We start from the raw sequence: 13,711 nt of genomic DNA on the forward strand, positions 1-13,711 counted from the left end.
TGACATCCCCCTGTCCAACGGATGGGGTGAAAGTTTTTGCTGTAGTGAACTCTGTCTAAAATTTTATGGAGGTCCTGCCCCACGGCTTGAAGATGGAAATCCATACCACCAGCAGCAGGCATCCGAAGAGAGCTGCTGCAGTGATTTCATTGAGCATCTGGCTACGCAGATATTCCGGGGTCTGCAGGATCATTTCTTTTGCGTTGCCGGATAGTTCGCTCATCTGCTCCAGCCAGGGCATGTAAAAAAGAAAACCGAAAACAATAAAGCCGATGTTTACGGCCCACTTTACGATTAGCCATTTGAATTTAAAGAACCCCCAGTTGCTTTTCAGGGCGAAGATCAGTCCGCTTACCAGACAGCCGATGGCTCCGGCGGTTACAACATACTGATCAATGATCTTGAGGCATATGTCGCGCCCGAACAGCGCTTCTCCGGATACGGGGGTGAACATGCTGTGCAGCAGGACCATGGAAAAGGCTCCTCCGCCCCAGAGGCAGGCACTGAGCATATGTATGGCCCTGACCAGTTTGGTCTGAGTCGGAGTGAGTTTTTCCATCATTTCATCCTGTTGTAGAGGTCCAGAATGGATTGCAGCAGGGTTCTCTGTTTTATGGGTTTGGATAGGAACTCATCTGCTCCGGCCTCAATGCATTTCTGTCTGAAATCCGAGGAGGCGTGCGCTGTCAGTGCTATTACAGCAGTACGCTTTCTGCGCAGGGTTGCTTCCATTTCGCGGAATCTGCGCAGGAACTCGTAGCCGTCCATAACAGGCATTTCCATGTCCATGAGAATAAGATCGAACGTCTCATTCTGGGCCAGCCTCAAAGCTTCCTGACCGTTGGTTGCCATAATCAGGGAAGTCTCAGTGTGCTTGATAAAATGCCTGATCAGTTCCCGGTTGGGGGTGTTGTCTTCAGCAAGCATGATCTTCAGCGGTGGGAGCTCCGGCAGATTCTTCTTGGCTGTTCCATTGGTCTTGCCAGTCTTTATGCCGAGCAGGCTCATGCAGCTTCTCAGCAGTTGTCTGCGTGTAGGTGGCAGGGTCAGCCCCTGTCCAGCAATTCCCCGGTCAAGCAGGGAAAGGTCAAAGCTCGCACCTCTCTGGAGCATTAACACCGGGGGAAGCTTGATCCCTTCCTTGCGGAAGGATTCAAGAAGGGCAAGCCCAGATCCTCCATTAAAGTTCAGATCATAAACAAGCAGGTCGTATCCTGCCTCTCCCGGATGCTTCAGCAGTGCCTTCAGGGATTCCACGTTTGAACATGGCGCTGTATCTGATTTGAAGTAATTCAACGTTTCACAGATTGAATTCAAGGTTGCCTGATTGACCGCAGCAACAAGTATTCTGGCATATCCAAGGTCAGGTTGTTGCTGTTCGACTGAAACCGGATCACGAGGAAGCGGCAGGGTTATCGTGAAGGTACTTCCCTTTCCCGGAATGCTGGTGGCACTGATGGTCCCTCCCATGAGTTCGGTCAGTTTTTTACTGATGGACAGGCCCAGTCCCGAGCCCCCGAACTTTCTGGTTGTTGAACTGTCGGCCTGGGAAAAAGGTGCGAAGATGGCCTCAAGCTTATCCGGTGAAATTCCTATGCCGGTGTCGGATATGATGAACGAGATGTCATCGGAACCGCGTTCAACGCTGCGCTCTACCGTAATTCCCACTTCCCCGCAGGAAGTGAATTTTACGGCATTGGACAGGATATTGAGCAGAATCTGGCGTAGCCTTGTCGGATCGCCGAGTACGAATTCAGGTACATCCGGCTTGATTCTGCAGATAAGTTCAATGTTGCGGATCACCGCCGCAGTTGTCTGGAGGCCGATGATTGATTCAACTTCCTGCAACAGGTCGACCGGTATGGTTTCAAGTGTTACGTGGTTGGCTTCGATTTTTGAGAAATCGAGAATGTCGTTTATGATCGAGAGCAGGATTTCGCCCGATGATTCGAATATATTCACGTATTCGGCCTGCTCCTCGGACATGGGAGTGTTCTTGAGCAGGTCTGCCACGCCGATGATGGAGTTTAAGGGAGTCCTTATCTCATGGCTCATGCTTGCAAGAAAAGCGCTTTTCGCTTCGTTGGCCTCTTCCGCACGGATGATGGCCTGTTCCAGCTGCTCTTCAGTTTTCTTGTGTTCCTGAATCTCCTCGTTGAGGTCGGCTGTTTTCTCATCAACCAGTTTGGCGAGTTCTTCTCCTTTCTGGCGGATTGCCCTGAACCGCAATTGCACGATGATGATTACGACTGTCGTCAGAGTAAGTACTGCAAGGCTTATGAACCACCATGTTTTCCAGAATGGTGGAATTATTCTTATTTTTACGCTGGTGCCGGTATCGTTCCAAACTCCGTCACTGTTTGATGCGATTACCCTGAAAATATACCGGCCATGGTCGAAGTTGGTGAAGGTTGCGGTCGCCTCGGCGGAAGCATCGATCCATTCGTTGTGAAATCCTTCAAGTCTGTATTTGTATTGGTTCAGCCTCGGGTTCTGATAATCAAGAGCTGCAAACGCGAAGGTGAACATGGAGTCTTTCCATGACAGGGTTATTTCCTTTGTTTCGGAAATATTGGCGCCCAGCTGCGCCGGAGAGTTCATGATATTAAGTCCGGTTATGACCACAGGGGGTGGAGTGGGGTTGATTTTGATGTCCCGGGGATCGAACATGTTCATCCCCTTCAGGCCACCGAAATAAATCATGCCGCTCTGACCTCTGTTATAGGAGTTGATCCAGTACTCAATACCTTGCAGGCCGTCGGAAAGTCCGAAATTCCAAATTTTACCGGATACGGGGTCGAGGGTTGAAATTCCCTTGAATGTGGAGACCCAGACCTTGCCCTCGCTGTCCAGACAAAGTCCCTGAATGCCGTCATTGGCCAGGCCGTCTTTTTCCATGTAGCGGGTGAAAGTACCGGAGACGGGGTCAAATCTGTTAAGACCTTTGTCCGTTCCTACCCAAAGGGAGCCGTCAGCAGCTTCAGCAATGGGGGTTACCCGGTTGTTTGAAATGGAGGCGGGGTTTTCAGGATCATGTTTAAAGTGCTTGAATGTGCCTTTTTCGCGGTCCATAAGGGCCAGCCCCTCATTGGTGCAGACCCAGAAATTATGGTTGCTGTCCTCGAAAATATTGCGGACGCGGCTGTGCTGTATGCTGCCGGGTATATCCGGATCCGGGGTGTAGTGTTTGAACTCTCCGGTCTTCCTGTCCAGTCTGTTGAGGCCCTTTTTACTGGTCCCTACCCATATGTAGCCCTGGCTTCCTTCGTATATCCACCAGACATTGTCCTGACTCAGGGAACGTTTGTTTTTCTTGTCCCGGCGGTATCGGGCGACGACCCCTTTATCCTTGTCCACAACGAAAATGCCGCTTTTGCGGGTTCCCACCCAGACCAGTCCCTGTGAATCCTGAAAAAGACAGTTGATCCGGTCTCCGCTGAGATTCCATGGGGCTGCAGATTTTTTGCTGTAGTTTCTGTATTCCCCGCTTTTGGGGTTATATATGCTCAGTCCGTTCTTGTAGGTTCCGATCCAGACAAGTCCTTCGCTGTCCTCGAGGAGAGCGCTTACTTCCTGTCCCGGTATGGTGTTGTCCTTCCACGGCTGGCGGTTTACCAGCCCGAAAGCCTGCATTTTGGGCGTAAGTATACTCAGGCCGTCTGCGTAAGTCCCCACCCACAGAACGCCGGACTGGTCTTCGAGGATGCTGGTGACTTTGTTATCACTCAGGCTGTAAGGATCAAGCTGGTTGTTCTTGAAAAAGGCAAAACGCATTTCCTCGGGAGCCAGCCCTGCCGTTTCCGGGTATCTTCTGGCGAGCCCTTCAAGTGTGCCCAGCCAGAGGTTCCCTGATCCGTCCTCATAGATGTCGTTTATTTCAAGCGAACGGAACAACGTTTTAAAGCTGTCTGTTTCCGGGTTGTGGATCGAGATGCCTTTTTTGGTTCCTATCCAGAGTTCCCCTTTGTTCTTCTGGAAGAAGCAGAGAATGGTGTCGTCACAGATAGTTGTGTCGCTCTTGGGGTTGTTATTGTACCGTTTGAAAGAGCCATCTTTCTCCATGAACAGGTTAAGTCCGGCTGCAGTTCCGACCCATATCCGTCCGTCCATATCTTCGAAGATGGTACGTATTTCATTGTGGCTGATGCTGTCAGGGGAGTCGGAGTTTTCGAATTTCCTGAATCTGCCGCTGGCCCGGTCATAAATGTTGAGACCGCTGTGCGTACCGACCCACAGGCGTCCTTTTGAGTCTTCATAGATGCAGCTCACATTCTTGCCGGATATGGAATCAGGGTTATCCTTTTCAGGAATGAAATTGCGGAAGGTGTCAGTTGCGCGGTGGTAGTAGTTGAGTCCGCCGTCTTTGGTGCCTACCCATAAAAGCCCGGTACTGTCTTCATACAGGGCGCGGATATTGCTGTCGGACAGAGAGTCCGGGGATTTTGTGTTAGTGTAGATCTTTATGTGTCTTCCGTCGTAGCGGTTCAGGCCGTCATAGGTTCCGAACCACATGAATCCCCGTGAGTCCTGAAGCATGCACAGCAGAGAGGATTGCGAAAGCCCCTCGTTGAGGGAAAATCTCTGAAAACGCAGTTCTTTCTGAAATGCCCAGACCTGCTGGACTGTTCCAAGAAAAATAGCCAGTACAAGTGTACTAATGATCTGTAAAAAGTATTTTTTACCATGCATAGGTCTGTCCGTCGCTGGCTGCGGTTTCAGAAGAGCCATTCAGCATTGATGCAGAATGTTTCAGATTTAATCTATGACAATATGGAGATCATGCAAGATAGCATACAGCAACGATCATATACATTATAAATCATCATCAGTCTTCCCTTATTAGCTGGATAATGATTCAGAGATTCTGTCCAGTGCCCAGTCAACCTGTTCAGAATTAATTACCAGCGGCGGTGCGAACCTTATTATGTTGTCGTGGGTTTCCTTGCAGAGCAGACCGTTCTCTTTAAGCTGTTCACAATATTTCCTTGCTCCTCCGGCTGATGGTTTGAATTCTACGGCAATAAGCAGCCCCCGCCCCCGAACTTCCTTTATCTTGCTGTTTTTTATGCGTTCGAGACCTGCAAGAAATCTTTGTCCCATGTCTGCAGCATTCACGATCAGGTTTTCCTCCACGAGAACTTTAATTGCCTCTCTTGCTACAGCGCAGGCCAGCGGATTGCCCCCGAAAGTGGATCCGTGCTCTCCCGGGCGCAGTACTCCGAGTACTTCCGTGTTGGAGAGCACTGCCGAAACCGGATAAAAGCCTCCGGAAAGGGCTTTGCCCACAAGGGTAATGTCCGCCTCTATTCCTTCATGCTCTTCGGCCAGCAGTTTTCCAGTCCTCCCCAGCCCGGTCTGAATTTCATCAAGTATCAGCGTGATGTTGTTGGCAGTGCAAATTTCGCGAACTTCTTTCAGGTATCCTTCCGGAGGAATGATCACCCCTGCTTCTCCCTGAATTGGTTCCACCAGAAAGGCCACTGTATTCGGGGTGATTGTTGCTTCAAGGGCGCCGGCATTTCCGAAGGGAATGATCTTGAAACCGGGGGTGAATGGACCGAATCCCCGCCGGGACCCAAGGTCAGTGGAAAAGCTTACAATGGAGATGGTTCTCCCGTGAAAGTTGTCTCCGCAGACAATGATTTCGGCCCTGTCTTCCGGAACTCCCTTGACTTCGTAGCCCCATTTGCGCACGGCTTTGATGGCCGTTTCCACGGCTTCAGCTCCGCTGTTCATGGGCAGAACCTTATGGGAATTGGTCAGGGCGCATAATTCTTCATAGAAAAGTCCCAACTGGTCGTTTCTGAATGCCCTTGAGGTCAGGGTCAGCTTTTGCAGTTGGTCAATCATGGCCTGCCTTATGCGTGGATGGCAGTGCCCCTGATTTACTGCGGAGTAGGCCGACAGACAGTCCATGTATTTGTTGCCGTCAACATCCCAGACCCAGACTCCTTCTCCACGTTCAATAACTACGTCCAATGGTTTGTAGTTGTGGGCACCGTATTTCTCCTCGAGCTTGATGTAATCGGACTGCTGCATGACTATCCATCTCCGGTAATGTGTTTTGTATGGAATGTTACTATAGTTTGTTCCCTTTTTCCAGCTTATTACATGTGCTTTGGGAGAATATATTCTGCCGCTGCCCTTATTCAGTTTTCTGAAGGATTAAAAAAGCCCCCATCATATTTTCATGATGGGGGCTAAACTGTATGCGCAGACAGGATTAAGTTCTGCTGTGGCGGAGTTGTTGCTTTTCCCGCAGGGCGGATGTGATCTTTATCTTAACTGTTCCGTCAAATGTCGAGGGTTGTCCCTACTGGCGTTTTATGGAGTGCTCAGGGCCTTTTTCTGTCCACTTGCTGAGCGTCGGTGCAACATAGCCATGGAAAGCTTCAATAATCCCGGCAGGAGTGTCAGCGGAGATGAGCATGTCCTTGTGGGCCTCGCGCAGAAATCCTTCCTCTACCACCCCGTTCAGGAAATGCATGAGGCGGTCATAGTATCCGTCAATATTAAGCAGTCCGCAGGGTTTGGAATGGAATCCCAATTGGGCCCAGGTGAAAATCTCAAATATTTCATCCATGGTTCCAATGCCGCCCGGAAGAGCTATAAATCCGTCCGAAAGCTCGGCCATGAGTGCCTTGCGCTCATGCATGGAGTCAGTCACATGCAGCTCGGTCAGCCCGAAGTGTGCAACTTCTTTTTTCACAAGGCTTTCTGGAATGACTCCGACTACTTCGCCGCCTGCTTCAAGGGCGCTTTCAGCCAGAATCCCCATCAGTCCCATGTTGGAGCCGCCATATACGGTTCTGATCTTGCGGCTGGCGAGTTCTCTGCCCATATTTCGGGCCGCCGCGGCGTATTTAGGGTCATTTCCGGGGTTGGCTCCCAGAAATATACATATACTTTTCACTGGTTATTCTCCTGTCTGAGGCTGTTAGCTCTTGTACACAATTGGTGTTGTTGAGGTGTTATAGTCCATAGTTCGTTGTACTGCAAATTTCAGCATATCTGTTGCCTGGCAAGCTTATTTCATTTGTAGCATTCCTTAATATGTATGGTATATTATCCTATTGCAGGTGTATTTATATACAATTTCTGCGAGTGAGTACTTTCTTTGCTTTTGTTGCGTAGCTTTCAATTGCTCGGGCTAATGTTTCTTGATGCTCTGGTTGTGGCCCTACTTGCTGAATAAATTGTCTATTCGTTTGCGGAGCAATGATAATTTCACCTGCCACCCTGTTTAATATCCCTGATGAGGTGATTTATTTTTTTATGTGTAATAAGGTGGGGGTAGGGACATAGTCAGGGGGGAGCCCTCATGAGAAATATTTTACTCGTTGAAGGTGGGAACGTTTGTAATACCGTCTTCAGAAAGATTATCGGTGACAAGGCAAGTCTTACATGTGCGGGAAGCGGAGAGGAGGGGCTTGAGGCTTTGGTCTCCTCAACTCCGTATCAGGTTGTTATTGCGGATTATGTGTTGCCCGGAATGCGCGGAACAGAGTTTCTGGCCAAGGCCAGGGAGTTGTTTCCCGGGGTAGTCCGCATACTTATCTGCGGTAACAAGAACTATAATGTAGCAGTCAATGCCATTAATGAATGCGGGGTATTCCGTTTCCTGCCCAAGCCATGTTCTGCCAGTGTGATGCGCAAGGCATTGCGTGATGCCTTTGAATATCATCGCTGCCTGAATTATGGGCAGGAAATGATGGACAAGAGCGTCGGGAGTGTCATTCGGCTGGTAAGTGACGTTGCTTCTCTGCTTAAACCGGAGCGCAATGCTCGGACAACGAGGATGCTGCCGACCATCAAGTCTCTGTCCAGAAAGCTTGGTGACCCTGATCCGTGGAGCACCGAGATAGCAGCTGTCCTGTCGATGATCGGTTTTGTATTCCTTCCGGAACCTTTACTGGAAAAAGTGGAAGAGGGTACTGTTCTCAAGGGGTATGATTATGAGGTTTATGTTCAACATACCCGCTATTCGTCCAAGCTCATATCCGGTGTGCCGCGTCTTGAGAGTGTGGCAACGATTCTTTCTCTGCAGGAAGCTCATTATCTGCAGGATGTCGGGGACGGAAAGGTTGCAGGGGACGAGATTCCGCTTGGAGCAAGAATACTGAAGGTTGTTTCAGATTATGACCGTTTGAGTATGGGAGACAGATCCAAGGGAGAAGTCATTGCCATGCTGAAAAGGCGACCAGAACGCTATGACCCGGGCGTGATAACCTGTCTTGTGGACTTTCTGGGCAGGGATGCCTGTTACTATGTCCGAGAAGTCTATCCGCTGGGACTGGAAGCAGGGATGACCATCGCGGAGGATGTTTTTGGCACGGTAAAAGGCAGGAAGGTTAAATTTATATCAAAAGGGCAGGTTCTTACAGATAGTAATATCGATTATATATATAAAAACGGTGAAAATATTCTCGATATTACCCGAAAGATTAAAGTCAGGGAAAGTCACGGCCCTGATGATTTGTCAATTGCCGGAGAGGTTTGATGATGGAGCAGGAAAGTAAGGAGTACAGGATTGAAGTTGAACGGCTCAGGGTCGGCGTCTTTATTCGCGTTGAAGGTGTGCCATGGTATCGTCATCCATTCCTTACGAGTAGTTTCAGGATAAAGAGTGATGATCAGATCGAAACCCTTAAGGCCTTGGGGCTTAAGAAAGTGGTTTGCATTCCTGATAAAAGTCTTGTGGCCCCGTTGAAGAGTGCAAAGAAGGAAGCTGTCAGGCCAGCGTTTTCCCTTCCCGGTGAGAATCCTGTGCCGGACGCATTTTATGAAGAAAAGCGGCAGCGGATAGAGATTCTCAAAGCGAAGAAGGAATCGGTTGCGCGGGCGGAAAGGCAGTACACCATTTCCGCGGATCAGATAGAAAACATAATGCTTTCCATAAATCGTGGTAACGCCCAGTACCTGGATGAAGCCATACAGCTTTCGAACGAGCTCTCAGGATATTTCGTGCGGGACAGGGAAGCCATAATGCATGTTCTGAATATGCAGGGTAACAAGAAGGATAATATCTACTACCATTCCTTGAACGTAACCGTACTGGCGTTGATTCTTGGACGTTCGCTCGGCTTCACCGATGATGAAATGGCCCACCTGGCTTTGGGAGCCATCTTCCATGACATCGGGAAGTCCAGAATAGAAAAGAAAGTGCTCTACAAGAGGGACAAGCTCACCAAGCCGGAGATGTTGCTCCTTCGCAAGCATCCGTATTTCGGGGTTGCTCTGCTGTCCGGGAATCAGGAATTTCCAGTGGAATCCATGGACGTGGTCTATCAGCACCATGAGCGTTTTGACGGGAAAGGTTTTCCAAGGGGGTTGTGCGGTGGCAGCATAAGCAAGCTTGCAATGGTCCTTTCAGTTGCTAATTTTTACGATAAACTTATCAATAAGCGTGACATTGCCAAGTCCCTTACGCCCTATCAGGCACTGTCCTATATGTTCTCGCGCTGTTCACAGATGTTCGACAAGGAGCATCTGTCTGTGTTCATCCATTGTATGGGCATCTATCCGCCGGGAACAATTGTGGTCCTGAATAACGAAATTCTAGGCATGGTAATATCTGTGAATTTGGCAAAGCCGCTGCAACCCAGTCTGGTTCTCTATGATCCGCAGGTTCCTCAGAATGAAGCATTGATAATAGACCTTGAGAAGGAAACCGACCTGTATATTACGGATTCACTCAGCCCTGCAAAGCTTGAGAAGGAAGTCTACGAATACCTCTCTCCCCGGGCACGAATCACATATTTTGTTGACCCCACCTTTTCTTCTGGCACGCAGTCTGACCAGCACTGATACGTTGCAGCCTTTACGGATTTACTGCCCGGCTTGTAAACTAGGATTCTGGTGGCAACTGGGGAGATTTAGTTCCTTGCCCAGCTCCGTAGAAGGAGTTGTAGGCCAGCGTCAGCAACACTGCGAAGGCTGCCGAAACAACGCCGAGGGCCGCATTGTAAAATGGCGGAGACGCCAGGGCCAGCCGGATGAGCAGGGTTACCAGTGCAAAACCGGAATTTCGGAAGACCGCGTGGAAAGTGGGAAGATAACGTTGAGAAATTAGCACCAGCAGGATGTCGCTGAAAATCAGTACCGTGTAAAAGGTGCTGAAAAAGTCGAATGCGTGCCTGCCCTTGGAGATCAGATAGAAATCATAGGCTCCAAGTCCGGCGAAGAGACCGAGCAGAAGCAGGGCCACTAGTTTCTTTGAGGCTACGTAGCTGAATTTGAAGGACGGTTTCAGCGGCCTGCCCGGTTTCTGGATGTGGTAGTAGATGCCTAGAAGAACGAATACGGCAAAGGCTCCCACTCCGTCTGACAGAATCTGGTAAATGGGAGTCATGTTTCCTGTGAACGAAATCGGTTCGGGAAAATTCACCAGCTCTTTGAATGAATTCCGCATCAGGATCAGGCACAGGATTTCGAACTGCTTGCCCACTGATTTGGAAAATGAGCACGGAAGAACGAAGATCAGGCTTATTACCTCCAGCACCAGAACCAGAGTGAAGGCAATGCCGACGGCTGCGTAGTGGCTCGTTGGTGTTTTGGCTGCGATGGCTGCCGGAAGAAGTCCGTGTCTGCCGAGTTCAATGCCCAGCAGGGCCGCGATAAAACAGGCAATCAGTGCCCCGGCCACCGCCCGCTGGGTTTTTTCATTTTCCCAGAAGGCGTGCAGGGGGTCGAAGGCGTAGGTGGCAAGTTCGTATGCTGAATATTTCATAAGAATTTTACAATTATGGCTGTGCAGTCGTCTTCAAGTGGCAGACCTTTGCGATGATTCTGAACTTCGTTCAGGAGCAGGTCCACCATGTCCTGGGCCGGTTTGTGGCAGTTTTCGCAGATAATACGGCGCAGTTTGTCTTTGCCGAAAATCTCCCCTGCCGGGCTGTGGGCTTCCCAGATTCCGTCCGTATACAGGATCAGGATCTGTCCTGACTTTATCGTGGTGACATTTTCCATGTACAGGAAATTCTCATCAACCCCAAGAGCCATCCCACCTCCCAGCAGTTCTTCGAAAGTATCTTCTGCCGGGGTATACAACAGTGCCGGGTCATGTCCGGCTCTGATCCAGTTTATTTTTTTTTCTTCTATGCTGCAGATAAAGGTAAAGGCGGTCATGAAATGCCCCGTTTTGGAGCAGTCCTTTGTGATCAGCCTGTTTACCCGGCTGATAATATCAACCAGCGCGATTCCCTGTCCTGTCAGTGCCCTGATATAAGCCCGGGCACTGGTCATGAGCAGGGCCGCACTTATTCCGTGCCCTGAAACATCTCCGATGGAAGCGGCAAAAGTTTTGGGCCCGCAGGTCCTGCAGCCAAGAAAGTCATAATAATCTCCGCCTGTTTTTTCGGAGAATACACAGCGCGCTCCGATGTCGGCCCCGTCCACTACCGGCGGGCCCTGCGGAAACAGTGACTGCTGGGCTTCATCTGCAAGGGACAGAGCCTGCTGGGTTGCCGAGTGTTCCCTTAGCTGGGGAACCATGTTGTTGAAGTTGGCGGCAAGTTCACCCAGCTCATCTTTCGAGTGAAAGTCCGCCCGGACATCCCAGTCCCCGTTTCCGACCTTGATAACTGCTTCGGACAACTTGCTGATGGGGCGCGAAAAGCTTTTGGACGCGAAATAGGCCACCAGCGCTATGGCTGCGATGACAAAAATTGCAATCCACGAAGTCCCCTCGTACTGGTTGGCAATACTTTCGCGAACATACTGCTCGGCTTCATCCGCTTCGGCCGTAAAGTCGCGGACCGGGGTGATGAGCAGCAGAGACAGGGACTTGTTTATGGGGCTGTATGTCCAGAGACACGGAATGCCCTTGAAGTTCATCTGGAGAACTCCTGAGTCCCCCTTGCTTACATCTTCTATCAGGGTTTCGAATTCAGGGGTGTCCTCGGTCAGCCATTCCGGTTCCGGCGGGGCCAGCCAGAATCTTCCAGGCATTGTGTGGACGGTGTCCTGCAGAGGGTCATCGCCGACCTTACCGACCACAAGCAGGGAGTTGCGATGTTCTTTTTCATCAAGGCGGGAGGATACCATCATGGTTTCGGTCCGGCCATTGTTTCCAACTATCAGAGAGCTGTTGAGAGCCGCTCCGACAGGGATGACCAGAGATGCTGCTCCAATAAATTTACCGTCATGATCTGTCAGCGGGGCGGATAGACGGTAGCACAGGGTTCTTGTTGCAGCATCCGGGAAAGGCAGGGCCCAGCCAGCCTCCATACTTTTTTTCAGCTCCGTATACCATGGATGGGTCCGGGCATCGTATTTTCTGGGAAAAGAGTCATGAGCCGGGTATGTAACCACAAGTCCGTTCTCAAGTATCACTTCCTGCCAGAGAACCAGATCTCCCAGGGTGGACCAGCAGGCCTGAAATGCATGCAGCAGGGGAGCAAGTCTGGATATCCCCTGTGCTGCCTGTTTCCTGGAAAGCCCCATGGGAAGCCAGAATGAAACGTGATCAAGCGAAATCGGCAGGTCAATTAAATCACCGCGCTGGATTGCAGCCATGGTGTGCTGCTCCTTGCGGTTCATCCCTTTGCCCATCAGGGCTCTTTTTTTGTAAGCCGGGTTGTTTATCAGGGCAGGGGGGTCTTCGCTTCCGTCCGGGGTGGTTATATAGGGCTTGCTCTGCATTGGAGCCACGTCGTCGTCCGTCAATCTGATTTCAGCTTCACCCTGCACGCTCTTAAGGGTTGTGCGGTAGAGGCGGTCTTCAAGGTTGATCATGGCGGCAGTGCCTTTGGCCTGCCGTGACAGGCTCTCCGTAGCCCTTTCCAGCAGAGTCATTCTGGTCTGGGCCTGCAGGTCTGACCCCAGGGTCTTGAGCGAATTCAGTCCGTGGGTTTTCAGCACGAACAGGGGCACAAGGGAGAAGGTCAGCAGTATAATAAGTATTTTCCAGCGGATTTTCATGGGAACATTTAAACCCATCCACATGGATTATTCAATGAGTAAAAGGTGAAATCCTTTTGACAAATACAAATTACGTCAGTTCAGGAAAGCTGTAAGAATGATGACCACACCAAGTGACGGAAGGAGATTGGCCAGATTAATGCGTTTAATGTCCAGCAGTGTCAGGCTTATGCCGATGATGAGCAGGCCGCCAGTGGCGGTAAGCTGGGCTATTATGAGCGGTGAGAACCATTCCTGAAATACACTGGCAAAAATGGTCAGTGAGCCTTGATAGATGACCACCGGGATGAAGGAGAACAACACGCCCAGTCCGTAGGAAGATGCCAGCGCAATGGCGGCAAATCCGTCCAGAATTGATTTGGTGTAGAGTACGGTAGCATCGCCCTTGATGCCTTCCTCAAAAGAACCGATGATTGCCATGGCGCCGATGCAGAATATCAGCGATGCGGTGATCATGCCGTCCACGAATCCGGTATCCTTGGACCCCACTGCTTTCTTCAGTTTGCCGGCAAGTTTCTCAAATATGGTGTCGAGGCGCAGAAGTTCTCCGATGACACCGCCGATGAGCAGACTGAAAATTAAGATCAGGATGTCCTGAACTTTCAGGGACATCTGTATTCCGATAAGGATTACGCCAAGGCCGAGGGACTGAAAGATTATTTCCCTGATGCGCTCGGGAAAGCGGCTGTGCAGCAGAATACCGATGATGGAACCGCCGATGATGGCTGCTCCGTTTACAAGTGATCCGGTAGGTATCATGGGAGAACTCTCTGATTGGATAGATTGTGGA

The 13,711-nt window shown here is 50.3% G+C and carries 9 protein-coding genes; 2 read left to right on the forward strand and 7 right to left on the reverse strand.

Annotation, left to right across the window (positions count from 1 at the left end; genetic code table 11):
• Positions 1-55 precede the first annotated feature (55 nt).
• From N7E73_RS11070 to N7E73_RS11085, 4 genes are all read right to left on the reverse strand, one after another.
• Positions 56-562, reverse strand: coding sequence for a DUF2269 family protein (locus N7E73_RS11070; RefSeq protein ID WP_432734807.1), 507 nt, complete (start codon positions 560-562; stop codon positions 56-58).
• Positions 559-4,689, reverse strand: coding sequence for a two-component regulator propeller domain-containing protein (locus N7E73_RS11075; RefSeq protein ID WP_432734810.1), 4,131 nt, complete (start codon positions 4,687-4,689; stop codon positions 559-561). Before N7E73_RS11075 ends, N7E73_RS11070 begins: the two co-directional genes overlap by 4 nt.
• Positions 4,690-4,839: 150 nt before the next feature.
• Complete coding sequence (gene rocD / locus N7E73_RS11080; protein WP_432734812.1) at positions 4,840-6,039, reverse strand: ornithine--oxo-acid transaminase; 1,200 nt, start codon at positions 6,037-6,039, stop codon at positions 4,840-4,842.
• A gap of 274 nt (positions 6,040-6,313) precedes the next feature.
• Positions 6,314-6,913: a TIGR00730 family Rossman fold protein gene (locus N7E73_RS11085; RefSeq protein ID WP_432734814.1), complete on the reverse strand. Its 600-nt coding sequence runs from the start codon at positions 6,911-6,913 to the stop codon at positions 6,314-6,316.
• A 408-nt stretch (positions 6,914-7,321) separates the two neighbouring features.
• On the opposite strand from N7E73_RS11085, the gene N7E73_RS11090 reads away from it, so the two are divergent.
• Together N7E73_RS11090 and N7E73_RS11095 are read left to right on the forward strand one after the other, a co-directional pair.
• Complete coding sequence (locus N7E73_RS11090) at positions 7,322-8,500, forward strand: HD domain-containing phosphohydrolase (protein ID WP_432734816.1); 1,179 nt, start codon at positions 7,322-7,324, stop codon at positions 8,498-8,500.
• Entirely contained in the window at positions 8,500-9,807 is a 1,308-nt protein-coding gene (locus N7E73_RS11095) for an HD-GYP domain-containing protein (RefSeq protein WP_432734818.1), read from the forward strand. Before N7E73_RS11090 ends, N7E73_RS11095 begins: the two co-directional genes overlap by 1 nt.
• Before the next feature lie 40 nt (positions 9,808-9,847).
• On the opposite strand, the gene N7E73_RS11100 is transcribed toward N7E73_RS11095, so the two are convergent.
• Genes N7E73_RS11100 through N7E73_RS11110 form a run of 3 tightly spaced genes read right to left on the reverse strand, consistent with a single transcriptional unit; the run spans position 9,848 to position 13,680 of the window.
• Positions 9,848-10,729: a hypothetical protein gene (locus N7E73_RS11100; protein WP_432734819.1), complete on the reverse strand. Its 882-nt coding sequence runs from the start codon at positions 10,727-10,729 to the stop codon at positions 9,848-9,850.
• Positions 10,726-12,945, reverse strand: a complete 2,220-nt coding sequence (locus N7E73_RS11105; protein ID WP_432734820.1) for a SpoIIE family protein phosphatase — start codon at positions 12,943-12,945, stop codon at positions 10,726-10,728. Before N7E73_RS11105 ends, N7E73_RS11100 begins: the two co-directional genes overlap by 4 nt.
• A gap of 51 nt (positions 12,946-12,996) precedes the next feature.
• Positions 12,997-13,680, reverse strand: coding sequence for a DUF554 domain-containing protein (locus N7E73_RS11110; RefSeq protein ID WP_432734821.1), 684 nt, complete (start codon positions 13,678-13,680; stop codon positions 12,997-12,999).
• Positions 13,681-13,711 lie beyond the last annotated feature (31 nt).

The organism is Maridesulfovibrio sp. FT414, from assembly GCF_050916235.1.
Classification (GTDB): Bacteria; Desulfobacterota; Desulfovibrionia; order Desulfovibrionales; family Desulfovibrionaceae; genus Maridesulfovibrio.